This is a genomic window from Serinicoccus marinus DSM 15273, assembly GCF_008386315.1.
GTDB lineage: Bacteria > Actinomycetota > Actinomycetes > Actinomycetales > Dermatophilaceae > Ornithinicoccus > Ornithinicoccus marinus.
This window is the reverse complement of the sequence record NZ_CP043808.1, coordinates 2,715,368-2,739,386: the sequence shown is the minus strand read 5'-3', so window position 1 is coordinate 2,739,386 and position 24,019 is coordinate 2,715,368. Positions and strand designations below refer to the sequence as shown.

The window sequence follows — 24,019 nt, the reverse complement described above, 5'->3', positions numbered from 1 at the left end:
GCCCAGAACACCGAAGACTGGGAAGGTGCAACTGTCGCTTGTTCGATCAGTCAACGGGTCGAGTTGTTGCGCGTCCTACGACTCTTGGGGTTGCTTGAAGGAGAGTCCTTGAGTAGTCCAACTCCTCTTGCTGAGCACAGTCAGTACCCAGAGCTATTGAAATCTGAAATACATACTCACCGTGTGGTGGGCCTCTGGGACGACCTCCTTAACGGCGAGATAGGGCTGGGTGCCACAGATCTCATCTGCATGGAGTTTTGGCTCTCATACGGCTACCCGCAAATGTCGCATGCGCTCCCTCACCGTTATACCTACAGCAAGACCCTCTTGACGCTTCGGCAGCGGGTGGCCATCAGCCTTCACGACTATGCCCGGAGCCTCAACTGGCGTCGGCCCGTGACCTACGTCGCGGCGTTGAAGGTTGCCCGTGCATTTCTGCGAGATGCTGTCGGGCATGAGTCGGCGATGCGAGAAGACCTCCGGCGAGATTTCACGGGCCGTCTCGGTGTTGCAACCCTACTCATTTCCCGCTTCGAGCCTGTGTCCCACCGTGAGGTTCGGGAGGCTCGCCTCGCCTTGCTTCGGTCTCTGGATCAAGGCAACAACCCGAAGGCAGCACTTCCGTATCTGGTCGAGGCCGCAGTGCTGGAGTACGACCTCGAGGGCGACGCGGAAAGGCTGAAAGAGGCTATGGAGGCGTGTGCGTCGTTCGGCAGTGACGGGGACTCCGCGCAACTTAAGCTTGCAATGGTCGACGTGAATCTGAGGCTTATGGACGAATTTGATGAACCAACCCGTCAGATGCGACGTAGCGAGGTAGAACGCTTACTCGATGACGTAGCCAGGTCCGCACTCCCGGAAATCAAGGTGCGCCGCGCAATGGCCCGGGGACTCCTAGCCGCCCAAGCTTCAGGGGCGCCGGGGGCATCACCCGTCAGGGGTGTTAAGTTGCCCTTCGGGTACCGCGACGAAAAGTCGCTCCACCCGGCCCTGCGTGCCGCAGCCCCATACGTCTACCGTCTGTTGCTGCCTTTGACGACTCAGGGCGAGCCGTTAGCAACCGGGGTTTTGGCCGACATTTTGACCGAAGCGCAGGGTTCGCTGGCGTCGGAGCCGCAGACGAGCCTGACCCAGGCGATTGAGCTCCGCGATCGTCTCAGGGGGTCGGACGCCAGAGCTGACCTGTTGAAGTATCGGGACCGAGCGACGTTGGCTCAACTCAAGAAGGATAAGCACGGCCGTCAGGAGGCGCTTCTTGGCCTTGCCCAACTTGCGTGCCGCCCGCTGACCGCCGCGCCTGCCCTCGTTCTCCTGGCCCGCAACGTCGAGAGCGATGGGGCACTTCCCATGCCCATCGTCGTCGGAACACCGCCGGTCGGAGAGCGAGCGTTAAGGCTGGTTGCTGCTGGCGACGACACGTCGTTGTGGTCGATGGCTGCCGAGGCTGCACTAGGCGATGTTAATCTCACGACCGTCCGACTCGGGGGTCGAAGTGGCGTCACGACGGTTGGCGATTACTACGGGCTGAGCGCGGAGACGCTCGTCTTTAAGAGGAGGAACCGCATCGCGTTCGAGCGCGATTCAAACCGTGACGAGGTTGTTCGTCGCTATCTTGAAGCGAATGGCCTGCAAGATTCTTTTGGGGTCACGGTGACCCTCGCGTCCTGTCGGCCGGACGAGTCCGACGGCACGGAAGTCGTTGCGGCGCGCCGATTCGTTCCCGGTACGTCCTTGCACGAGGCGCTCTCGCATGAGTGCCATGAGCGGCGAGTCGAGCGTCTAAGTGAAGTAGCTCGGTTCCTTGGACTTATCAATTTGGCCGAGCATGCGGCCACCGCGAGTGGCGCACGGGCGGAGGCAAAGAGCAAAGAGATGGGTCGGTGGCTGAAACGCTGTGGCCTCGATGATCCAGGTGCCACGTTCGACGCATGGTGGAGCGTGATGCAGTTGGGAATGCTCGTGCGGCGCCGTGATGCGCATCTGGGCAACTGGTTGCTCGCGGACGATGGCCGTCTCATTGCGATCGATCTTGAAGCTCAAGGATGGCGACCGGCTGGCTATGACCTTGCACAGGTCACCGATGACCACAGTTACTTGGCCATCGAGGATTGGGAATCCAGGCGTGCAATTTTTGAGGCGTATCGAGGGGCGAGGCGAGTGGCGGACGAGTCGCTGGAGTCTGAGTGGGCCGCCTACCAGGCTGGAGTCCTTGCGAGACTTGTTTGGGGTCTCACCGATCCGAACGATGGTCCCTTTGAGTCTGGGGTGGCGGAGCGCCGACTGCAAGGTTTTGTGGCGACGGCACAGAATGTACAATTGTCCGGTATCGCCGCTGAGATCCTGGGCGCTTGGTTGAGACGCCGGGGCCTCAGGGAGTTGCCGCAGCGCCGCAGCAGGACAGACTCAGCCGGCCGCGTCCGGCTGAGTCGAACGATGGCGTATCACCTGCGGCACGACAAAAGCCTTGAGATGGACGAGGGTGGCTGGACGACTCTGGACGACCTGGCGGACGCGATCCAGCAAGGGACCACTCCGGAGTTGCTCGCCACGGTAGCTACAGACCGTCTCGAATCTCGGTTCGAGGTCCGCGATGGTCGGATTCGGGCTCGCTATGGGCACTCACTAGAGGTCCGCTTGGACCACCTGCCAGTCTCTCGGCCTCTCGTGGTGTACCACGCATCTCCATGGGCGTACACCCCCTCGATTCTTGACGAGCGACGAGGCCTGCAGCGAGGGGGGCGGAGATGGGTGCATCTCACGGATTCGATGCGCGAAGCAGTCGCGAACGGCACGCGTGAAGGTCACCCTTTGGTATATGCGGTGTGGTCTGACGCGCTACCAGAACTTCTTGCGGCAAGTGCGCACACGTTTCTTGCGGAATCGGTGCCGAGCGACGCGCTCTACGTCGTCCCTATGTCCGCGTACTGGGATGAGATCCCAACGATCGAGACCTGGCTGACACCACCAGACGTCGAGACGTAGTTGTTGTGCCGGAGTGGTGGTCTGCTTTCGTTGGTCACCAAGAAATCTGAAGGTTGTCCCGATGTGAACTGCGACCAAGCCGTAAGGGTCAACGCTGCATATCGCGTAGCCTTGGATGCGAGTCCACCAGTGTCCACTTAGTGATGTCCATCAAGCATTGACGGTGCACCTACACAGTGTCATCAGCCACAAATGGTAGGCCCCGCCGCCTGACCGCAGCGATTGATCGAATGGTGCTGTGGGGATGATGCGGCCGACCCGACGACGCATCCCTTGCCAGACTGGTCGTCTAGCCGCCACCATCCCGACGGGGCACTTGTGCCGCAGGCACATGTGGAGGTGCGGGACAACCCGCAACCGCCGATGTCCGGATGGGGCGAACCGGCCGTCGGGAGACCATGCCGTGTGAGGCATCCATGCGCCAGGATTAGAATGGCGGGTTTGGTGAGGATCAAAATCACCTCCCCTTTGCGCGGAACGGATCCAAGAGGCCTGCATCGCCGAACAGCGGAGCCACCGCGCTGGCGGCGAACTTAAGATCTTGTTCCACCTGCCGGGGAGAATCAGCGAGGCCTTGAGCCCGCAAACTGCCGTGGAGGCCATGAGAGCCGGTAAAGGTCTTACGACCTCGAGCCCGCAAACTGCCGTGGAGGCCATGAGAGCCGGTAAAGGGCTTACGAGACCGCTTGGCCGCCGACACGGCCCGGGCCAGTAGCGCCCTGTCCTAAGCCCAGTGGGGAGCTTCACGCCCGGGGTGACGAGCGCTCCCACCAGGCCTCCAGCGGAGGGCGCTCGCTGCTCGGGATGATCTCGGAGTAGTCATTCTTGAACAGCGTATTGACGGGTGGGACGTTCCAGCAGACGCCTTCGGCCGCTAACCAGCGGTCGTGCCAGTCGCGCGCTCCTCGCGGATCTACCCGCCACTCAACAGCCACACCCTTAGCTCCCATCTCTGCTGCAAACCGCTCTAGGTCCTTGGCAGAACGAGCCGATAAGATGCCCTCGCCGTCGCCCGAGAGGATTCGTAGGCCGCCGACGTGGGCGGTGTCCAACTCCTCGGCCAACTCTTCGAATGCCCGAGCGTTGAAGTGGGCATCGACCCAGTATACGACCCCACGAAGTTGTCGGATGACCCGACGGAGCTTGACCACGTTGAGGTACGGAGTCTTGGGCGAGATCATCGCTGCGATGGCCTGGATCTCGCCAGCCAGCGCGGCGTCCGGAGTCGGAGCGAGGGCACGCACCGTCTTCATCTTGGTGGAGTAGACGAGGACACCAACGGAGTTCAGCCACCGCCAGGTAGGCCGAAGGGCTTCGACACTGACCGGCAACTCAACCGCTTGATGCTGGATCAGGAGGTCGAGCACGCCTTCCTCTGGTACGGGGCCCAGGCTGGCGAGTTCTTGCTCAACGACTTGAATAGGGACCAGCGCGCGCACGGCTTGCCCAAGCGCTGACATCGCTTCACCGTTGCGCCGCAGGACCCAAGCCAGCTTAAAGAGCGCACGGCCGGCCTCGGTCAGATCAATGTCCTGCAGCAGACCCATTCGCTCAAGCAGGTACGTCAGGTCGGAGTGAATGGGCTCCTGCTTGGCCACGTCGCGGACCGCCTCGAGCACCCTCTGTGGCGGGTAATCGAAGATGACGCTGTCGTACATGGGCGGTTCTAGTTCTTCAAAGCGTTCAAGATCTGGATGACCTCGCCCGCATGGAATCGCGACAGGTCAAGGTTGACGGAGATCGTTACGTTGGAGGCCTGGCCGCCGGGCTGAGTGAGCATGACGTCGGGTGCAGTGTCTTGCTGCGGAAGGGCGGCGATATCCGCCTGCGAAGTGGCGGAGTCCGCCTCGTCCTCCTCGTCTTCGCCGTCGAAGGCAGCGTCGATCAGGTCCGCCTGCTCATCCTCATCGTCGGTAATAGTGGGCTCTGCAGCGGCGTCTGCGCCGTTCTTTCGAACGGTGCCTGACGCGTCGACCATCTTGGCGAAGGCAAGAGAGTTAAGGAAGGCTTGGGCCGCCTTGCCGGCGACCTCATCGTTCTTCCCGTACTCGAACTTGAGGCGGTATGCGAGATCGGCCGCGTCCGGGACCGGGGTGCCATCAAAAGTCTCGACCAGATCGCGGTAGGCCTTTAACGTCAAGAGCGCGGTGCGCCGAGCCGCGAGTTGGCGTGTTGGGTCGGCCCTGTGCGTCAGGATGGGGTGAGACACCACCGCTGATCTGCTACTGACCTCGCACGGGGCGAGAAACGGACATTTTGAGATGACGATGACGGTTGCTGACGTCGGCGCCGATGATGGGGCCATGGCTCCTCGTGCTGACCGTCCCAAGCGGCGCTCGTTCACCGCCGAGTTCAAGGCGGCGATCCTGGCCGAGTACGACGCCGCGGACCGGGAGGAGCGAGGCGCGATCCTGCGCCGGGAGGGTCTGTACACCTCCCACATCGCCGAGTGGCGCAAGGCCGCTGCGGAGGGTGCACAGGCCGGGCTGGGCAGCAGACCGCGGGACCGGCGCGAGCGGGAGATGCAGGCGCTACGGGTCCGGGCGGAGAAGGCCGAGGCCGAGCTGGCCAGGACCAAGGCGGCGCTGGACCTGATGGGAAAAGCACACGCGCTCTTGGAGACGCTCTCCGAGAGCGCGGACAGACCGCCGCGGTCGCCGCGGTGATCAACCCAGCCGTGGACGAGGTGGCCGAGCACGTCGGCACCGCCAGGGCGTGCGCGCTGCTGGGCCGCTCCCGCGCCGGCCACTACCGGGCCAAGAACCCGCCACCGCCACGTGCACGGGCACCGCGGCCTGTGCCAGCGAACAAGCTGACACCGGCCGAGCGGGCCCACGTGCTGTCGGTGCTGACCAGCGAACGGTTCGCGGACAAGTCGGTCGCGCAGGTCTGGGCCACGCTGCTGGACGAGGGCACCTACCTGTGCTCGCAGTCCACCATGCATCGCATCCTGCGGGAGAACGCGATGGCCGGCGAACGACGCCGCCAGGCCACCCACCCGGCCCGCACCAGACCGGAGCTGGTGGCCACCGGCCCGGGGCAGGTGTGGTCCTGGGACATCACGAAGCTGCGCGGCCCGGAGCGGGGTGTGTACTACGACCTGTACGTCGTGCTCGACATCTTCTCCCGGTTCGTCGTGGCCTGGACGATCGCCGCCCGCGAGGACGCCGACATCGCCAAGAACCTGCTCGAGCAGGCGATGGGCATCCACGGGGTCCCGGACGCACTCCACGCCGACCGGGGCACCTCGATGACCTCCAAACCGGTCGCCCAGCTGCTGGTGGACCTGGGCGTGGCCCGGTCCCACTCCCGACCGCACGTCTCGAACGACAACCCCTACAGCGAGGCGGCGTTCAAGACCCTCAAGTACGCCCCGATCTTCCCCGAGCATTTCGGGTCGCTGGCCGACGCCGGCGCGTTCGCGGAGCAGTTCTTCGCCTACTACAACCACGAGCACCGCCACTCCGGGATCGGGCTGCACACCCCCGCCAGCGTCCACTACGGCACCGCCACCCAGGTCCGCGCCCAACGCCAGGCCACCCTGGACGCGGCCTACGCCGCCCACCCCGAACGCTTCGGCCACCGCCGACCCCAAGCGCCGAACCTGCCCACCGCGGCGTGGATCAACCAACCCTCACAGGAGGCCCTCATACAGACCGCCTGACGGAAACTGTCTCACCCGCCTTGACACCTTCCGCGGAGCCGTTGACGAGCTCTTGGCCTAGCGGGGTCAGGCCGATCTGCTGGTCACCCTCAAACCTCACCAGCCCAAAGCCCCGCAACACCGCCATGAGCTGATCCCATCCGCCGCCCGACGCGGATCGGCGACCGAGCTTGGTAGCGAACGTCATGTAGGGAGCAGTGCCCAGCCGCGCCACTTCCCACAGCGTCGCCGCATCCTCGGCCGCTTCCGGAAGCGCGCGCGGTGGCAGTCCTCGCTTGACGCCCCTGTTGGCGCCCACGGTTGGCTCAGTTGTTGACGTCGATGCGTCGGTCATGTCGATCTCCTCGTTGACCATCTCAAGACACGCTACGCACTGTATTCGGTCGCACCGACACTGAGGGTCTATCGCTCTAACGGTGTAAGTGGCCCTATCGCCCCGGTTGGGGCAGGAGGGTCGACATGACCGAGACACTGGTGGCTGTGAGTGAATCGCCCCGGGTCTGGTGGAGGCTCTGAATCCTGGGAAGGATGATGAGCACATGCCAGCACCGAGGAAGTACAGCGTCGAGCTCCAGCAGCGGGCGACGAGGATGGCGATAGACGCCCGGAAGGACCCTGATAGTGCGCGTGGGGCGATCAAGCGTGTCGCCGACCAGCTGGGGGTGCACCCCGAGGCGTTGCGGAACTGGGTCCGGCAGGCCGAGATCGACGGCGGTGTCCGGGCCGGCACGACGACCGATGACGCCCAGCGGCTGGCCGAGCTGGAGCGTGAGGTGCGCGAGCTGCGTCGAGCCAACGAGATCCTGATGACGTCCGCAGCTTTTTTCGCGGCTGCGGAGCTCGACCGCAAGATCAGGTAGAGGTGCCCACCGCGGTGCTGGTCGACTACATCGACCAGCACCGCGACCGGTTCGGGGTCGAGCCGATCTGCACCGTCCTGAGGGACGCCGGCATGCAGGTCGCCCCGAGCACCTACTACGCCGCCAAGACCAGGCCTGCCTCGGCGCGCAGCGTGCGGGACGCCGAACTGACCGAGGACATCCGGACCGCTCACAAGGCCAACCTGGGTGTCTACGGCGCACGGAAGATCTACGCCGAACTCACGCGCGAGGGCGTCACGGTCGCCCGCTGCACGGTGGAGCGGCTGATGAAGGCCGAGGGGCTGCGTGGAATCCCGCGGGAGAAGACTCGAAGGACCACGATTGGTGACGGGGCTGAGACCGAGCGACCGGAGGACCTGGTGGCTCGAAAGTTCGTCGCCACCGCGCCGAACCAGCTCTGGGTGGCCGATCTGACCTACGTTCGCACTCATGCCGGGTGGACCTACGTCGCGTTCGTCCTCGACGTGTTCAGCCGGATGATCGTGGGTTGGCAGGTCTCGACCAGTCTGCGCACCGACCTCGCTCTCGATGCCCTCGACATGGGGCTGTGGGCCCGTCAACGCGCTGGCCAGGACGTCACTGGGCTGGTCCATCACAGCGACCGCGGCGTGCAGTATCGAGCGATTCGCTACACCGAGCGCCTCGCCGAGGCCCTGTGCGTCAGGATGGGGTGAGACACCACCGCTGATCTGCTACTGACCTCGCACGGGGCGAGAAACGGACATTTTGAGATGACGATGACGGTTGCTGACGTCGGCGCCGATGATGGGGCCATGGCTCCTCGTGCTGACCGTCCCAAGCGGCGCTCGTTCACCGCCGAGTTCAAGGCGGCGATCCTGGCCGAGTACGACGCCGCGGACCGGGAGGAGCGAGGCGCGATCCTGCGCCGGGAGGGTCTGTACACCTCCCACATCGCCGAGTGGCGCAAGGCCGCTGCGGAGGGTGCACAGGCCGGGCTGGGCAGCAGACCGCGGGACCGGCGCGAGCGGGAGATGCAGGCGCTACGGGTCCGGGCGGAGAAGGCCGAGGCCGAGCTGGCCAGGACCAAGGCGGCGCTGGACCTGATGGGAAAAGCACACGCGCTCTTGGAGACGCTCTCCGAGAGCGCGGACAGACCGCCGCGGTCGCCGCGGTGATCAACCCAGCCGTGGACGAGGTGGCCGAGCACGTCGGCACCGCCAGGGCGTGCGCGCTGCTGGGCCGCTCCCGCGCCGGCCACTACCGGGCCAAGAACCCGCCACCGCCACGTGCACGGGCACCGCGGCCTGTGCCAGCGAACAAGCTGACACCGGCCGAGCGGGCCCACGTGCTGTCGGTGCTGACCAGCGAACGGTTCGCGGACAAGTCGGTCGCGCAGGTCTGGGCCACGCTGCTGGACGAGGGCACCTACCTGTGCTCGCAGTCCACCATGCATCGCATCCTGCGGGAGAACGCGATGGCCGGCGAACGACGCCGCCAGGCCACCCACCCGGCCCGCACCAGACCGGAGCTGGTGGCCACCGGCCCGGGGCAGGTGTGGTCCTGGGACATCACGAAGCTGCGCGGCCCGGAGCGGGGTGTGTACTACGACCTGTACGTCGTGCTCGACATCTTCTCCCGGTTCGTCGTGGCCTGGACGATCGCCGCCCGCGAGGACGCCGACATCGCCAAGAACCTGCTCGAGCAGGCGATGGGCATCCACGGGGTCCCGGACGCACTCCACGCCGACCGGGGCACCTCGATGACCTCCAAACCGGTCGCCCAGCTGCTGGTGGACCTGGGCGTGGCCCGGTCCCACTCCCGACCGCACGTCTCGAACGACAACCCCTACAGCGAGGCGGCGTTCAAGACCCTCAAGTACGCCCCGATCTTCCCCGAGCATTTCGGGTCGCTGGCCGACGCCGGCGCGTTCGCGGAGCAGTTCTTCGCCTACTACAACCACGAGCACCGCCACTCCGGGATCGGGCTGCACACCCCCGCCAGCGTCCACTACGGCACCGCCACCCAGGTCCGCGCCCAACGCCAGGCCACCCTGGACGCGGCCTACGCCGCCCACCCCGAACGCTTCGGCCACCGCCGACCCCAAGCGCCGAACCTGCCCACCGCGGCGTGGATCAACCAACCCTCACAGGAGGCCCTCATACAGACCGCCTGACGGAAACTGTCTCACCCGCCTTGACACCTTCCGAGGCCGAGGCCGTCGCCTCGGTCGGGTCCAAGGGCGACTCGTATGACTGCGAGGATCGTGTCTGCGCCACCGCCTGGGGTCTGACCCTTGTTACGACCGGCCCCGCTGGGTGCCCTTGCGTTGACGTGTCGGCCCTGGGTGGTGGCGTGCACCTGGCTGCTGGCCGGGTGGGCAGTGACCTGATAGGAGCCTGACTCGACCAGGGTCTCATCGCAGTCCTGTCCGCCCACTCCGGCCAGCTGAGCCATGGACACCGCGCCCGGAGAATGCGAGAGAGGAACCCATAGCCCGATGCCCAGCATGCAACTTCGCCGCGACGATGTCATCGTCGGCGTCGACACACACAAGGACAACCACGTCGCCGTCGCGATCGACGGCCTGGGCGGCCGACTCGGCGACCTCGTCGTGCCCGCCACCCTTGCCGGCTTCGAGGAGCTTGTCGCCTTCTGTGTTGCCTTCATCGGCCCTGAGGGTCGCCTGGTCGCATTCGGTGTCGAGGGCACCGGGTCCTACGGTGTCGGCCTGGCCCGCTACCTACGCCGCCAGGGCCACGAGGTCCACGAAATCGCCCGCCCGGCGCGAGCCGTGGAACGGCGATTGGCGGGAAAGAACGACACCCTCGACGCCGAGCACGCCGCACGCCAACTCCTGGCCGGGCACGGCCTGTCCACACCGAAGACCGCTGACGGCGAGGTCGAGACGATCAGGTTGGTCAAGATCGCCTACGACGGCGCCGTTCAGGCGCGCACGACCGCGATGATCACGCTCAAGGCGACTCTGGCGACCGGGAGCGAGGCGTTGCGGACCGAGTTGGAGAAGCTGACCGATCACCAGCTCGTCCTCGCCTGCGCCGCCTTGGAGGGCCCGACCCCGCTACCGCCGGTGCGGCGCGGCGCACCAACAGTCGTCCTACCCACCGAGCCCGACGCGGCGATGCGGCACGTGCTGTCCTCGATGGCGAGGCGGTGGCTGAGCCTGCACGAGGAGGCCAAAGCCCACGCCGCCTCGCTGAAGGCCCTCACCGCAGCCGCCGCGCCGCGCCTCGTCGAGGCCGTCGGTGTCGGCTACGACACCGCCGCCCAGATGCTGATCACGGCCGGCGACAACACGGACCGGATCAAGTCCGAGGCCGCGTTCGCCAAGATGTGCGGCGCGTGCCCGATTCCCGCCGGGTCCGGCAAGACCAACAACAGACACCGCCTCTACAGGGGCGGGAACCGCCAGGCCAACGCCGCGCTCTACCGAGTCATCATCGTCCGCATGCGATGGCACCAACCAACCATCGACTACGTGGCCCGTCGCACCGCCGAAGGCCTGTCCAAACGAGAGATCATCCGCTGCCTCAAGCGCTACCTCGCACGCGAACTCTTCCGCCTCCTCCCAGCACCCGATACCACCGCCCACAACCGAGACGAGGAACTCGAGATGGTCGCCTGATCGACTTGACGATCTATAGGAGCATCAACGCGATGGCCGAGGCGCTCAACTCGCTGTTCAAGGCCGAGTGCATCCGCAACCCCGTCATGCGACCGAAGGGCGGCTGGAAGTCGGTCGTCGACGTCGAGGTCGCGGTCGCCGAGTACGTCGACTGGTTCAACCACCGACGACTTCACGGCGAGATCGGACTCGTCCCACCCGTCGAGTTCGAGACCAACCACTGGGCAACCCTGCCCAGTGAGCACTACCGTACAAACCCGGTCCTCACCGAGGTCGGATCCAACTAACCGAGCCTCCACGAAACCCGGGGCGATTCATTCCTGACCTTTCCGACAACTATGGAGGGCCCGTCCAAAGCCTCGGCGTCGGCGAGGAACTCTGTCCTGAGCGTCCCCGCCACCTTCCAGTCACTGTCGCCGTCATAGTCATCGCCTACGACCACAAGCGGGACAGTGATGTTCTTGCTCAAGGACCTGAAGGCGTCAAGTTGGCCACTGGACGGCATGTCGCTCTCGGTGTCGAGGCCTAGAGCTTCGGCAAACGGGGCGAGACGGTCAAGGGTTTCCAGGGCGTCTGCCAGACCCCCCTGTGACTGTAGTGCCTTCACCGTGTCAGGGATGTAGACGTCGCACTCCCATTGGACGAACGACCCGATGACGGCTCGTTCCAGGTCTGAGGCGATGTCAGGTCCGGCGACGTGTATCCAGTCAAGCTCGTCCGCTCGCTGCGTTGCGGCATCGATCAGGCGCTGGAGGCGCGCGACGTCATGGTTTGGGCACCTGGTCGCGCTACGCGATGGGGACTTGGCCTATCTGCACGTCCACCCCCACGGCGACGCACCTGCCGCCGGGCAGACGTCGGGACCGGACATCGTGTTCGAGGCCATCGCCCCCACGCCTGGCCGCTACCTGCTGTTCCTGGACTTCCAGGTCGACGGGCAGGTGCACACCGCGCCGCTGGTGATCGATACCGGCGGCGCGAGCAGCGGCGGCAGTGATGGCGGCTCGACGAGCACCGGCGACGGGCAGGGCAAGCACGAGGAAGGAGAGGACCATGAGCACTGACCAATCCACCGGCACCAACCTGGCCGGCGTCGAACTGCAGATCGGCGGCATGACCTGCGCGTCGTGCGCGAACCGGATCGAGAAGAAGCTGAACAAGCTCGACGGCATCACCGCGAGCGTGAACTACGCCACCGAGAAGGCCAGCGTCACCGCCCCGGCAGGCTATGACGCGCAGCTGCTGATCGCGGAAGTCGAGAAGACCGGCTACACCGCCGAGCTCCCCACCCCCAAGGGCGCCGCCGCGCCCGGCGATGAAAACGAGGGTGAGTCCCGTGAGGACGCCGAGCTGCGCACCCTGCGCCAGCGACTCATCGGCTCAGCCGTGCTCGCGATCCCGGTGATCGCGATGGCGATGATCCCGGCACTGCAGTTCGACTATTGGGGCTTCGCCTCCCTGGCCCTGGCCGCACCCGTGGTGATCTGGGCAGGGTGGCCGTTCCACAAGGCCGCCTGGATGAACCTCAAGCACGGCGCCGCGACGATGGACACGCTCATCTCCGTGGGCACGAGCGCGGCGATGATCTGGTCGATCATTGCGCTGTTCTTCGGCACCGCCGGCGACCGCGGCGTGGTCCACCCGTTCGAGCTCACCATCTCCCGCTCCGACGGCCTCGGCCACATCTACCTGGAGGTCGCCGCGGGAGTGGTCACCTTCATCCTGCTGGGCCGCTACTTCGAGAAGCGCTCCAAGCGCCGCGCCGGAGCAGCCCTACGCGCGCTGCTCGAACTCGGCGCGAAGGAGGTCTCCGTCCTCCGCGACGGGAAGGAGGAGCGGATCTCCATCGAGGATCTGAGCGTCGGGGACCACTTCGTCGTCCGACCGGGTGAGAAGATCGCCACCGACGGCACCATCACCTTGGCAGCTCCGCGATCGACGCGTCCATGCTCACTGGCGAGTCCGTGCCGGTCGAGGTCGGTGAAGGCGACAACGTCACCGGCGCGACCGTAAACGCCGGCGGACGCCTCGTCGTCCGCGCCACCCGCGTCGGGTCCGACACCCAGCTTGCGCAGATGGCCAAGCTCGTAGAGGACGCCCAGTCCGGCAAGGCCGAGATCCAACGCCTGGCCGACCGGGTGTCCGGGGTGTTCGTGCCCATCGCGATCGCGATCGCCGTCGCCTCCCTCGGCGCCTGGATCGGGGCCGGCTTCCCGGTATCCGCCGGGTTCACCGCCGCCGTGGCGGTGCTGATCATCGCGTGCCCCTGCGCGCTCGGACTCGCGACGCCGACCGCGCTGCTGGTCGGCACCGGCCGCGGCGCGCAGATGGGCGTGCTCATCAAGGGTCCCGAGGTGCTGGAGTCCACCAAGCGGGTGGACACGATCGTGCTGGACAAGACCGGCACCGTCACCACCGGCAAGATGATGCTGACCGACGTGATCACCGCCGCCGGTACCGATCGGGCCGAGCTGCTGCGCCTGGCGGGCGGGTTGGAGGACTACTCCGAGCACCCCATCGCCCAGGCCATCGCCGCCGCCGCTACCGCCGAGGTCGGAGATCTGCCCGCCCCGGAGTCATTCGAGAACATCGAGGGCAAGGGGGTGCAGGGCGTCGTCGACGGCCGCGCCGTGCTCGCCGGTCGGGAGTCGCTGCTGGCGGACTGGTCCCAGCACCTCGACGAGCACCTCAAGAGCGCCAAGCAGGCTGCCGAGGCCGAGGGCAAGACGGCCATCGTGGTCGGCTGGGACGGCGCCGCACGTGGCGTGCTGGTGGTCTCCGACCAGATCAAGCCCACCTCCGCCGACGCCATCCGTCAGTTCACAGACCTGGGCTTGACGCCGGTGCTGCTGACCGGGGACAACCAGGCCGTGGCCGAGCAGGTCGCCGCCGAGGTCGGCATCACCGAAGTGATCGCCGAGGTGCTGCCGAAGGACAAGGTCGACGTCGTCGCCCGCCTCCAGGACGAGGGCAAGGTCGTCGCGATGGTCGGTGACGGTGTGAACGACGCCCCCGCCCTGGCCCAGGCCGACCTCGGACTGGCCATGGGCACGGGCACCGACGTCGCGATCGAGGCCGCCGACATCACCCTGGTGCGCGGCGACCTGCGCGCCGCCGCCGACGCGATCCGGCTCGCGCGGCGCACCCTGCGCACGATCAAGACCAACCTGTTCTGGGCCTTCGCCTACAACACCGCCGCGATCCCGCTGGCCGCGTTCGGGCTCTTGAACCCGATGCTGGCCGGCGCCGCGATGGCGCTCTCGTCGGTGTTCGTGGTCTCCAACAGCCTGAGGCTACGAGCCTTCCAGGCCGAGGCCGACGACCACACTGCTCCCACCAGCGACACCTCCGCACGCGCAACCGCCTGACCGCGCTCCGCGACGTGGTCCGTGCCCTGCCGCCCTGCTGCTGCCCGCGAGAGCGGGCAGCAGCAGCACGGGCCTGGGCTCAGCCGTTCGACCCCTGGAGGAGGGCCTCCATCTCCTCGATCTCTGCTTCCTGGCTCTCGGCGATGTCCTCGGCCAGTGCGACGGCCTCGGGGTCGAGGCCGTCAGCGACCTGGGTCTGAGCCATGGTGATGGCCCCGTCGTGGTGCTCGATCATCATCTCCAGCCACATGGTGTCGAACTGGGAGCCCTGCGCGCCGCCCAGGTCCTCCATGTCCTCGGGCGACATCATGCCCTCCATCTGCGAGTGGTCCATGCCTTCCATGCTGCCGTGGCCGTCCGTCTCGGGCACGTCCTCGCCCCAGGCCTGCAGCCACTCGGTCATGGTCTCGATCTCGGGTGCCTGGGCCGCCTGGATCCGCTCGGCGAGCTCCCTGACCTCGGTGCCGCCTTGCTCCAGGGCCATGTCGGACATCTCGACCGCCTGTTGGTGGTGGGGGATCATCTCGGTAGCGAACTGGACGTCGGCGTCGTTGTGCTCCTCGGACGCGGCCGATGAGGACGGGTCCTGCGCGGTCTCCGTGGTGCACGCGGAGATGGTGAAGAGGGCCGCGAGGGCCATGGCGGGCATGCTCAACATTCGGGTGGTGCGGTTCACTGCTGCTCTGCTTTCGTCGAAGGTGGTTCACGAGGTAGGACGGTGCCGGGGAGAGTCCCGGCGCGTGGCCTCCTAGACCCTCATGACGCAGAGCTGATGGATCGATACCGCCCCGTGGGGCGGAAGAAGGGGTGGCACCTCCGGCGTGCGCGCCTGCGGTGGGCGCCCCCGCGTCCAGCGCGGATGTCCCCGGCGTGCCAGGAAAGGGGCGACCACCACGGCCGCCGCGCAGAGGACCGCGAGGCAGGTCGTCGCCCAGTGCGTGTGCTCCGTGCCGTGGCCCTGCTGATGGTGGGCTCGTGATGGCCCGCCATGGCTGTCGACCTGACCGTGGTCGCCGAGGGCGAGCGTGTGGCTGGTCGCGCTGAGTGGTCCGTCTGCGCCAGGTGCCAGGGTCGGCGATCGGTCGCTGACGTCGACACCGCGCATGAAGGAAAGGGTCACCAGGAGCCCCACAAGGGCCAGCACGCGCATGAAGAGTGTTCGTGACCAGGAACGGGTCGGTGCAGACTGCCGTGGCGCCGGGGCGGAGGCGGGGCGAGGCTGCACCCTGCCAGAGTACGAGATGCCGTGGGCGGGTTTGGTGGGGTGGTTACCGGATCCGGTCGCCGGAGCAAGCGAGGTCTGACTGCCCGGTGCGGGGCAGGGCGATCGAATGTTTGATTCGGCCCCTCGAGGTAGTTGTCGGTGTGAGGTCTCTCACTGGTTCACTGAGCGAACGAGCCCTAGGTACAGCAAATGCCCAGGTCAGAACGCGGCAGCGACGTTCGTCGCTGGCAGGGTCTTGACGCGGTCGTTACCTGATCGTGACATTTGGCGGCCCCCCTGTGTAACCTCGCAGAGTCCTCCTCCCTGGGGGACCCCCGAGCGCGACTGCCTAGTCCTGTCCGCGCGTCGATCGGGGCCGTGGCACGTACGACACCGCTTTGACAGGAGCGGGGGAACCACCTCTGGAGCCGCCCCTGCGGCTCTTCGGGGCGACGGACCGGCCAACCCGGTCCAGGGGCACTCCAGCCCGAAGCCCGACAGCTCACCCCGCAGGCACTGGAGGATCTACATGACGCAGCGCATCACCGGCCGCCACCGCCGGCCCGGTCGCCTCAGCACGACCAGCACCGCTCTCACCCGCACGGCGGCCGTCGCGGCCACCTCGACCGGGCTGCTGGCCGGCGCGACCCTGAGCGCCAACGCCGCCCCGGACCTGTCCCAGGACCGCGGTGAGGGCCTGCCGCGGCTGGGGGTCGACGTGAACGCCGACCGCACCGTGACCGTGGACCGCCCGGCCGAGGCCGTGGCCGCGCCCGAGGACGTCGACCTGGCCTCCTTCGGCGTCGGCGGCTTCTCCGCCTACACCCCGGTCGTCGAGGAGGAGCCGGCGCCGGTCGAGCAGACCGAGCAGGCCGCCCCGGCCACCGAGCAGGCCGCTCCGGCCACCGAGCAGGCGAGCGAGCAGGTCGCCGCCCGCGAGGAGACCACCGCCAGCCGCGACAACGAGCGTCAGGCCCAGCCCGAGCCCGTCGTCGAGACCGAGCCGGCCGTCGAGGCCGAGCCGGAGCCCGAGCCCGCCGCCCCGGCCCCCACCGGTGGTGTGCTGGGCGTGGCCGCCGGTCTGACCGGCATCCCCTACCAGTGGGGCGGCAGCACGCCGGCCGGGTTCGACTGCTCCGGATTCACGAGCTACGTCTTCGCCCAGGTGGGCATCAGCCTGCCGCGCACCGCGGCCCAGCAGCAGGCCTTCGCCACGCCGGTGAGCAACCCGCAGCCCGGCGACCTGGTGTTCTACGGCTACCCGGCCTACCACATCGGCATCTACGCCGGCGACGGCATGATGTACGACTCGCCGACCCCGGGGAACTACTCCGGCTACCGGCCCGTCTTCAGCGGCGTCTCCGGCTACGGCCGCGTCGGCTGACCCCAGCCCGCCGCGGCGAGCACGCTCCCGCCCCGACGACAGCCCCGGCCGCACCCCGTGTGCGGACCGGGGCGTCGTCATACCCGGGCAGGCCGACGCGCGCGCACGGCCCGGGCTGACTACCGTGGGACCGGTCCCCTCGTGACAAGGACGGTCCTGGCTCAGACGCGGCCCCGGCCACGAGGTCGAGCCAGGGGAGTGATGGACCCGATCTATGCCAGATCTGCAGGCGCGGGAAGGTCCGGACCGCGATGCACAGGCTGGGCGCGGTGTGGCCGCACATCAGGCGGTGGCAACGGCCCACAGGACCCCGGCCGCGACACCGACCAGGACGCTCAGGTTGGCGGTCGCGACGGCGGTCCACCGTGACCAGGGGGCGGGCGGATCGCCGTCCTCCGGGTGCTCGGCCGTCGGGCGGGCGTAGAGCGGGGCGATCCACCGCAGGTAGTAGAAGAGGCTGGCCAGGGTGTTGAGCAGCACGAGCACGGCGAGCCACGCGTCGCCGGCGTCCCAGGCGGCGGCCGTGGTGGTGAGCTTGCCGACGAAGACCGCGGTGGGCGGGGTCCCGACCAGCCCGAGCAGCGCCACGACCAGCGCCGCGGCGAGCCACGGGTAGCGCCTGCCCACCCCGCGGTAGGCGGACAGCTCGCGGCGCCGCGGGAACGCGGTGGTGACGGCGAAGGCCGCCAGGTTGGTGACCGTGTAGCCGGCGAGGTAGAGCAGCAGGGACGGCAGCGCCAGGTCGCTGCGGCCCGCCACCGTGACGGGCACGAGCAGGTAGCCCACCTGGCTGACGGTGGACCAGCCGAGCAGGCGCCGCGGGTCGGTCTGGGTGTAGGCGGCGAGGTTGCCCACCGTCATGCTGGCGACGGCCAGCACAGCCACGAGCAGCGGCCACGCCAGGGTGTCGGGCAGGGCGGCGACGAGCCGGTATGCGGCGAGCACCGCCCCGATCTTCGGCACGGTGGTCAGGAAGGCCGCGACGGCACCGCCGGCACCCTGCGCGGCGTCGGGGACCCAGAAGTGCGCGGGGACGCCACCGGCCTTGAACAGCAACCCGCCCAGGATCCCCACAACACCGGCGGCGACCACCGCCCGAGGCGCGGCGGCGAGCGGGTCGGCCAGCCCGGCGTACGACGTCGTGCCGGACACGCCGTAGAGCAGCGTGACCCCGGCCAGCAGCAGGATGCCGAAGAGGGCACCGAGCAGGTAGGTCTTCATCGCCGCCTCGGCCGCCACGGCGGTCCCGGTGATCCCGATGAGCCCGTAGAGGGGGACGCTGGTCAGCAGGAACCCGACGGCGACGACGAGCAGGTCGTCGGCACCGGCGAGGACCAGCGTGCCGGTCGTGGACAGGAGCAGCAGCGCGTAGGTCTCGCTCTCCCGCGGGCTGCCATCGATCTCGTCCGCCGCCAGCGCCAGCACCACCAGGGCGCCCAGGGTGGCGACGAGGCGGGCCACCCCGGTGGTCGGGTCCACGGTGAAGCTGCCCTCCATGGCCACCGCCGTCGGGCCGGCCAGGGCGACGGCGGCCATCGCAGCGGCGAGCACCAGGGCGGCTGCGGCGACGACCCGGGTGACCCACTGCCGCGTGCGGGGCAGGAACGACCCGCCCAGCAGGGCGGCGAGGGCGCCGAGGAAGAGCACGATCTCCGGCAGGAGCAGGGCCGGTCGCATCGCCATGGAGTCCACCGCCGCCTACCTCCCGACGAGCTGCACGACGACCTCCGCGGCGGGCTCGACCACCCCGAGCAGCGGGCGGGGCAGCACCCCGATGAGCAGCGAGAGGGCGAGCAGCGGCGCGACCGCCCAGAGCTCGGCGGGACGCAGGTCGCCGAAGCCCCGCGAGGCGCCACGGGTCGGTCCGGTGAAGAGACGTTGCAGCGCCCGCAGGAACAGCGCCGCGGTGATGAGGATGCCGACCAGCGCGACCGCCGTCACCGGCGCGACTGCGATGCTGCCGGCGAAGATCTGGAACTCGGCGATGAAGCCGGACAGGCCGGGCAGCCCGAGCGAGGCGAACGCACCGACGGCGAAGAGCGTGGCCAGGCGCGGTGCGGTGCCGGCCAGCCCGCCGAAGGAGCCCAGGTTGTAGGTGCCGGCGCGGTCCCAGACCACCCCCGCCATGAGGAACAGGGCGGCGGTGACGATGCCGTGGCTCACCATCTGGGTCACGGCGCCGGTGACCGCACCGACCGCGCCTGCTCGCTGCCCTCGGCGACGATCCCGGCGGCACCGACGGCCAGGACGACGTACCCCATGTGGTTGACCGAGGTGTAGGCGATCATCCGCTTGAGGTCGGTCTGGGCGAGCGCGACGAGGGCGCCGTAGACGACCGAGACGACGCCGACCACGACGACCACCCAGGCCCAGGCGCGCCAGGCCTCGGGGAGCATCGGCATCGCGATCCGGACGAAGCCGTAGGTGCCCATCTTGAGCAGCACCCCGGCCAGGACGGCCGAACCGACCGCGGGGGCGTCGGTGTGCGCGGGGGGCAGCCAGGTGTGGAACGGCACCGTCGGCGTCTTGACGGCCAGCCCCAGCAGGATGGCCGCGAGCACCAGGCCCCCGGCCGTGGGCGACCCGTCGAGCGGGGTCTGCCGGGCCAGCTCGACCATGTCGAAGGTGTGCGGCTCGGCCGCGACGTAGAGCCCGATGAAGCCGGCGAGCAGGGCCAGCGAGCCCAGGAAGGTGTAGAGGAAGAACTTCATCGCCGAGCGGCCGCGGTCACCATGGCCCCACCCGGCGATGACGAAGTACATCCCGACGATGGACAGGTCGAAGAAAAGGAAGAACAGGATGAGGTCGGCGGCGGCGAACAGGCCCAGGCTGACGCTCTGTAGGAAGAGGAAGAGCGCGGCCCGGGTCCGGGGCCGGTCCTCGTCGCGGAGGGCGAAGACGGCACAGGCCAGGAACACCGCCGTCGTCATCGCCATGAGCGGCAGCGAGAGCCCGTCGACCCCTACGTGGTAGCTGCTGTCGACCCCCGGGATCCACGGCACCTGCTCCTCGAAGGCCAGCCGGCCCGGCCCCGGTGGCTCGTAGGCCAGCCACAGGGCGGCCACGAGTGCCAGGTCGACGGCCGTGACCGCGACCCAGACCCATCTCGCGGCGCCGTCACCCAGCCGCGGGACCGCGACCAGGGCCACCGCGGCGAGCAGGGGCAGGACGATGATCAGACTGAGCACGGTCACCTCACCGAGAGCAGGAGCAGGACGCCGACCGCGAGGACCGCGACGGCCTGGACGTAGTAGTGGTGCAGATGTCCGCTCTGCGGGCGCCGCGCCACCTGGCCGAGCCGGCGGACGCGGGCGGCGAGTCCCTCGACCGCGCCGTCGACCCCTCGCTCCTCGGCCCAGGCGACGACCCGGGCGAGCCGCGAGGTCGCGCGGGAGCCGGACCCGACGGCGCCGTCGAGCACCCGGTCGTCGAACGTGGCCGCCCTGCGTGCCACGCCGACGGCACCGGCCGCGGCCGCCCCCACGGCACGGTCGAGCACCCGGTCGTCGAAGGACGCCAGGGCCCGGGCCAGCGCCAGCGTGGGGCCGACGACCACGGCCCGGACGGCCGTCTCCAGACCCAGCCAGTGCCGCGCCCACCCGGGGCGGGGGGCTGGACGCCACCGGACGAGCGCGAGCACCGCGAGGGCGAGGGCCGCCGACGCCCCCATCTCCGCCAGACCGGGGTGCACGGGCTGCTCCCCGAGGGACCGGGCGAGGACGTCACCCACCGGGGGCAGCGCGAGCAGGCCCAGGGTCAGCGCGCCGAGAGCGAGCGGCAGCAGCGGCAGGGTCGCCAGCCTGTCGACGTGGCGGGTGCCCTCCTGCTCCTCGTCGAGATGCTGCGCCACCTGTGCACGGTCCGCCGCGGGCACCCGTGCCCAGACGGTGAGCAGGATCCGGCCCGAGTAGGCGGCGGACAGGGCTGCCGCGGCCAGGCCCACGGCATACAGCCACGGCGACCGGGCCAGCGCCACGGCCAGCACCGCGTCCTTGGTCGCCCACAGGGCCAGGGGAGCCACGCCGGCGAGCGAGAGGGCCCCCACGGTGCTCGCCACGCCCAGCAGCGGCCAGCGCCGGGCGGCACCGCGCAGCCCGGTCAGCTGCTTGGTGCCCAGGGCGCTCAGCCAGGCCCCGGCGGCGAGGAAGAGCAGCGCCTTGGTCGAGGCGTGCGCCACGAGGTGCGCCGCCCCACCGCCGACGGCGCCCAGCCCCGCGCCCATGACGACGAAGCCCAGCTGGGCCGCGGTGGAGGCCGCCAGGAGCTGCTTGAGGTCCTGCTGGGCCAGCGCCACGGCGCCCAGCAGCAGCGCGGTCGTGGCTCCGACCCAGGCGGCGGTCGGCCCGGCCCACCCCGTGGCGGCGAGCAGTGGCTCGGTGCGCAGCAGCAGGTAGCCGCCCATGGCCACCATGGCGGCCGAGTGCAGCAGCGCGCTGACCGGGCTGGGGCCCTCCATCGCCCGGGACAGCCAGAACGAGAACGGCAGCTGGGCGGCCTTGCCGAGGGCGGCCACGAGCACCCCGGCCGCCAGCACGTGCCGCCACCCCTCGCTCGCGGCGGGCAGGTCGGCGAGCACCAACCCACCGCCCCCGGCGAGGGCCGCCCCGGCGGCCAGGTAGAGGCCGACGTCCGCGGCCCGGGTCACGAGGAACGCCGTCGTGCCGGCGGACACCCGGTGCTGCTCGTGCCACCAGAAGCCGATGAGCGCGAACGACGTGGCGCCCATGACCTCCCAGGCCAGGAGGAGCCCCGGCAGGGTCTGCGCGGTGGCGGTCAGCAGGGCGCCCGAGGCGAAGAGCAGCATGAGCCCGTGGAAGCGCGCCCGCGACCGCCCGATCTCGCCGGCCGAGAAGACCAGCACGAGCAGGGTGACGACCGCGACGGTCGGGACGACCAGCGCCGACAGGGCGTCGACGCCGAGGGCGAGGTCGGTGCCGGCCATGAACGGCACCGACACCTGCGGCCCGCTGAGCGCCACGAGGAGAGCCAGGACGGCGGTCAGCGCCGCGGTGAGCAGGGAGACGGGCACGGCGACCCGCTCCGGGCGCGCGACCACCAGGAACGCCCCGACGAGCGCGGGGAGCAGGACGAGGAGCCACAGGGCGGTCTGGGCGCTGCCGTCGCTCATCGGGACAGGTCCGTCGCCATGTCCGTCATGTCGGTCTGCCGGGCCCGGTGCAGCAGCACGGCGACGGCGAACCCCATGGCCATCTCGAGGGTCATCGCCGCGATGACGACCATGAGCAGGACCTGCCCGGTGGGGCCGGGGGCCAGGAACCACCAGCACGCGGCCGCCGCCAGGATGACGCCGTTGATCATCAGCTCCAGGCCCATCATGACCATGACCACCACCTGCTGGGAGATCGCGCCGTAGAGCCCGACGGAGAAGATCGCCGCGCTGAGGAGCAGCGCCGCCTCGAGGGTCATCGGCCCACTCCTCCGGGCTGCGGGTCGTCCGGGGGCCGCTGCCGCAGGTCGTCGCCGAACCGGTCGTAGCGCGTGCGCGGCGCGGCCAGCACCACCCCGGCCACGATGGTGGCCACCATGACCGGGCTGATGACGGCCATGACGAGCATCTGCGGGCCCATGAGGGCCTCGCCGAGCGCCTCCGTGACGTCCGGTGGAGGGCTGCCCCGGCGGGCGGGCCAGTCCACCACGAGGATGCCGGCCGCCAGGAGGAGGAAGGTGAGGACCGCGGTGGCGACGGCGGTCCGGTTGCTGTGGACCATGCTCATCGGCATGAGGGCCGGGTTCATCCCCATGAACATCACCATGTAGACGGCCATGACCGCCATCTCCATGACCATCATGAGGATGATCACCACGCCGACGTAGCTCTGCTGCAGGAAGAGCACCTGCGCACCGACCGCGACGAAGGACACGGCGAGGGCGTAGGTGGCGCGGGCCATCGAGTCCACGACGAAGACGGCGGCGCCGCTGAGGACCGCCAGGACCCCGAGCGCCACGAAGGCGATGTCGACGAGCACGGTCAGGACCTCCATACCGTGACGACGGCGACGAGCAGGTCCTGCACCAGCGCCGCGGGGAGCAGCACGAGCCAGCCGATCTCCATGAACAGGTCGGGGCGCAGGGCGGGGAGCCGCCGACGCGCCCAGACCAGCAGCGCCAGCACGGCCAGCGTCTTGACCAGCGTCCAGGCCCAGTCGGGGAGCAGCGGCCCCGCCCCGCCGCCGAGGAACATCGGCACGGCGAAGGCCGCGCCGGCCGCGAGCAGGGCGTACCGCCCCGTCTCGAGCACCAGACGGTCCACCCCCGACAGCTCGGCCCGCACACCACCGGCGACGTCGGTGCCCAGCGCCGGGGCGAACGGGCCCCACACCGAGAAGCCCGCCACGCCCAGCAGGTAGACGAGGAACGCGACCGGCATCCAGGCCGCGAACCACAGCCCGTCCTGGGCGGCGGCGACGGCGCCCACGTTCAGGCTGCCCGCGGCGATCGCCGGGGCGACGAGGGCGAACATCAGCGGCAGCTCGTAGCCCAGGCCGTGGGCCAGGAACCGGTAGCCGCCGACCAGCGCGTGCGCCGAGTTGGCGCCCCAGCCGACCAGCCACACCAGGGCCCAGACCATGACGTCCATGGCGTTGAACCACACGACGCCCACCGCCAGGTCGGCGACCGTCCACCGCCCCAGCGGCACCACGGCGAGCATGAGGGCCGCCGCGACGAGCAGCCCCGCCCCGCCGGTGCGCCAGAGCAGGGTGTCGGCCTGCACCGTGGTGCGTCGACGCTGCCGCAGCAACCGGGACGCCTCACCGAGGGGCCGGCTGCGCCCACGGCACCACCCGCCGACGCGGAGCGCGCGGACAGCACCCCGTCGAGAGCGGCTGCGGCCAGGGCCAGGGCTCCGAGCACGGCGACGACGGCGACAGCCCAGGCCGGCGCCACGATGACGACCGCCGGGCCCGCCGCCG

The 24,019-nt window shown here is 69.1% G+C and carries 21 protein-coding genes, 3 pseudogenes and 1 other annotated feature; of the genes and pseudogenes, 12 read left to right on the top strand and 12 right to left on the bottom strand.

The features are described from left to right. Positions 1–183 precede the first annotated feature (183 nt). Positions 184–2,982, top strand: a complete 2,799-nt coding sequence (locus FU792_RS13145) for an RNA 2'-phosphotransferase (protein WP_052327890.1) — start codon at positions 184–186, stop codon at positions 2,980–2,982. A gap of 743 nt (positions 2,983–3,725) precedes the next feature. Here the strand turns inward: FU792_RS13145 and FU792_RS13140 are convergent. After that, positions 3,726–4,640 carry a hypothetical protein gene (locus FU792_RS13140; RefSeq protein WP_022925993.1) on the bottom strand — a complete coding sequence of 305 codons (915 nt, stop codon included), beginning with the start codon at positions 4,638–4,640 and terminating at the stop codon, positions 3,726–3,728. A gap of 8 nt (positions 4,641–4,648) precedes the next feature. Then, entirely contained in the window at positions 4,649–5,194 is a 546-nt protein-coding gene (locus FU792_RS13135; RefSeq protein WP_022925994.1) for a hypothetical protein, read from the bottom strand. 91 nt (positions 5,195–5,285) lie between these two features. On the opposite strand from FU792_RS13135, the gene FU792_RS18955 reads away from it, so the two are divergent. Beyond that, positions 5,286–5,648, top strand: coding sequence for a transposase (locus tag FU792_RS18955; protein WP_193559849.1), 363 nt, complete (start codon positions 5,286–5,288; stop codon positions 5,646–5,648). Next, entirely contained in the window at positions 5,645–6,646 is a 1,002-nt protein-coding gene (locus FU792_RS13125; protein ID WP_149814581.1) for an IS3 family transposase, read from the top strand. Before FU792_RS18955 ends, FU792_RS13125 begins: the two co-directional genes overlap by 4 nt. Here FU792_RS13125 and FU792_RS13120 read toward each other — a convergent pair. After that, positions 6,630–7,001, bottom strand: a complete 372-nt coding sequence (locus tag FU792_RS13120) for a hypothetical protein (RefSeq protein WP_022926332.1) — start codon at positions 6,999–7,001, stop codon at positions 6,630–6,632. The genes FU792_RS13125 and FU792_RS13120 overlap by 17 nt on opposite strands. A gap of 184 nt (positions 7,002–7,185) precedes the next feature. Between FU792_RS13120 and FU792_RS13115 the strand changes: the two genes are divergently transcribed. The 6 genes from FU792_RS13115 (at position 7,186) to FU792_RS17395 (ending at position 11,418) form a co-directional block, all read left to right on the top strand. Further along, positions 7,186–7,506: a transposase gene (locus FU792_RS13115; protein WP_028131277.1), complete on the top strand. Its 321-nt coding sequence runs from the start codon at positions 7,186–7,188 to the stop codon at positions 7,504–7,506. Continuing rightward, positions 7,464–7,613 (top strand) — a sequence feature (AL1L pseudoknot). Its footprint overlaps the gene before it by 43 nt. Beyond that, positions 7,509–8,201 carry an IS3 family transposase gene (locus tag FU792_RS13110; RefSeq protein WP_084485271.1) on the top strand — a complete coding sequence of 231 codons (693 nt, stop codon included), beginning with the start codon at positions 7,509–7,511 and terminating at the stop codon, positions 8,199–8,201. (Overlaps the previous feature by 105 nt.) Positions 8,202–8,300: 99 nt before the next feature. Further along, positions 8,301–8,663 (top strand): transposase, encoded by a 363-nt coding sequence (locus FU792_RS18950; protein WP_193559849.1) that lies wholly within the window; start codon positions 8,301–8,303, stop codon positions 8,661–8,663. Further along, positions 8,660–9,661 carry an IS3 family transposase gene (locus FU792_RS13100; protein WP_149814581.1) on the top strand — a complete coding sequence of 334 codons (1,002 nt, stop codon included), beginning with the start codon at positions 8,660–8,662 and terminating at the stop codon, positions 9,659–9,661. Before FU792_RS18950 ends, FU792_RS13100 begins: the two co-directional genes overlap by 4 nt. A 324-nt stretch (positions 9,662–9,985) precedes the next feature. Next, entirely contained in the window at positions 9,986–11,131 is a 1,146-nt protein-coding gene (locus tag FU792_RS13095) for an IS110 family RNA-guided transposase (protein ID WP_149814815.1), read from the top strand. A 5-nt stretch (positions 11,132–11,136) separates the two neighbouring features. Beyond that, positions 11,137–11,418, top strand: coding sequence for an integrase core domain-containing protein (locus FU792_RS17395; protein WP_022926321.1), 282 nt, complete (start codon positions 11,137–11,139; stop codon positions 11,416–11,418). On the opposite strand, the pseudogene FU792_RS13085 reads toward FU792_RS17395, so the two are convergent. Next, positions 11,415–11,879, bottom strand: a pseudogene (locus tag FU792_RS13085) (DUF6414 family protein); the annotation flags it as partial. The gene FU792_RS17395 and the pseudogene FU792_RS13085 overlap by 4 nt on opposite strands. A gap of 22 nt (positions 11,880–11,901) precedes the next feature. On the opposite strand from FU792_RS13085, the pseudogene FU792_RS13080 reads away from it, so the two are divergent. After that, a pseudogene (locus tag FU792_RS13080) lies at positions 11,902–12,195 on the top strand (heavy-metal-associated domain-containing protein); the annotation flags it as partial. Continuing rightward, positions 12,185–14,499: pseudogene (locus FU792_RS13075) on the top strand (heavy metal translocating P-type ATPase). The pseudogenes FU792_RS13080 and FU792_RS13075, both read left to right, overlap by 11 nt. A gap of 79 nt (positions 14,500–14,578) precedes the next feature. Here FU792_RS13075 and FU792_RS13070 read toward each other — a convergent pair. Further along, a complete protein-coding gene (locus FU792_RS13070; RefSeq protein WP_237740074.1) occupies positions 14,579–15,148 on the bottom strand; it encodes a DUF305 domain-containing protein in 570 nt (189 codons plus the stop codon). A gap of 1,084 nt (positions 15,149–16,232) precedes the next feature. Here FU792_RS13070 and FU792_RS18095 point away from each other — a divergent pair. Further along, the gene (locus FU792_RS18095; RefSeq protein ID WP_238705992.1) at positions 16,233–17,087 is read left to right on the top strand and encodes a C40 family peptidase; all 855 of its coding nucleotides are present in this window, start codon (positions 16,233–16,235) and stop codon (positions 17,085–17,087) included. Positions 17,088–17,369: 282 nt separating this feature from the next. Here the strand turns inward: FU792_RS18095 and FU792_RS13060 are convergent, their stop codons facing one another. Genes FU792_RS13060 through FU792_RS13035 form a run of 7 tightly spaced genes read right to left on the bottom strand, consistent with a single transcriptional unit; the run spans position 17,370 to position 23,982 of the window. Beyond that, positions 17,370–18,770, bottom strand: coding sequence for an NADH-quinone oxidoreductase subunit N (locus tag FU792_RS13060; protein WP_202804776.1), 1,401 nt, complete (start codon positions 18,768–18,770; stop codon positions 17,370–17,372). A gap of 15 nt (positions 18,771–18,785) precedes the next feature. Next, on the bottom strand, positions 18,786–19,253 hold the full coding sequence (locus tag FU792_RS18585) for a proton-conducting transporter transmembrane domain-containing protein (RefSeq protein ID WP_275100783.1): 468 nt from the start codon (positions 19,251–19,253) through the stop codon (positions 18,786–18,788). A 5-nt stretch (positions 19,254–19,258) separates the two neighbouring features. Further along, complete coding sequence (locus FU792_RS18580) at positions 19,259–20,281, bottom strand: complex I subunit 4 family protein (RefSeq protein WP_275100705.1); 1,023 nt, start codon at positions 20,279–20,281, stop codon at positions 19,259–19,261. Next, the gene (locus FU792_RS13050) at positions 20,278–22,215 is read right to left on the bottom strand and encodes a proton-conducting transporter transmembrane domain-containing protein (RefSeq protein WP_022926298.1); all 1,938 of its coding nucleotides are present in this window, start codon (positions 22,213–22,215) and stop codon (positions 20,278–20,280) included. Before FU792_RS13050 ends, FU792_RS18580 begins: the two co-directional genes overlap by 4 nt. Next, complete coding sequence (locus tag FU792_RS13045) at positions 22,212–22,514, bottom strand: NADH-quinone oxidoreductase subunit NuoK (protein WP_022926299.1); 303 nt, start codon at positions 22,512–22,514, stop codon at positions 22,212–22,214. Before FU792_RS13045 ends, FU792_RS13050 begins: the two co-directional genes overlap by 4 nt. Beyond that, complete coding sequence (locus FU792_RS13040) at positions 22,511–23,089, bottom strand: NADH-quinone oxidoreductase subunit J (RefSeq protein ID WP_022926300.1); 579 nt, start codon at positions 23,087–23,089, stop codon at positions 22,511–22,513. The genes FU792_RS13045 and FU792_RS13040 overlap by 4 nt, the downstream gene beginning before the upstream one ends. Further along, positions 23,077–23,982: a complex I subunit 1 family protein gene (locus FU792_RS13035; protein ID WP_238706094.1), complete on the bottom strand. Its 906-nt coding sequence runs from the start codon at positions 23,980–23,982 to the stop codon at positions 23,077–23,079. Before FU792_RS13035 ends, FU792_RS13040 begins: the two co-directional genes overlap by 13 nt. Positions 23,983–24,019 lie beyond the last annotated feature (37 nt).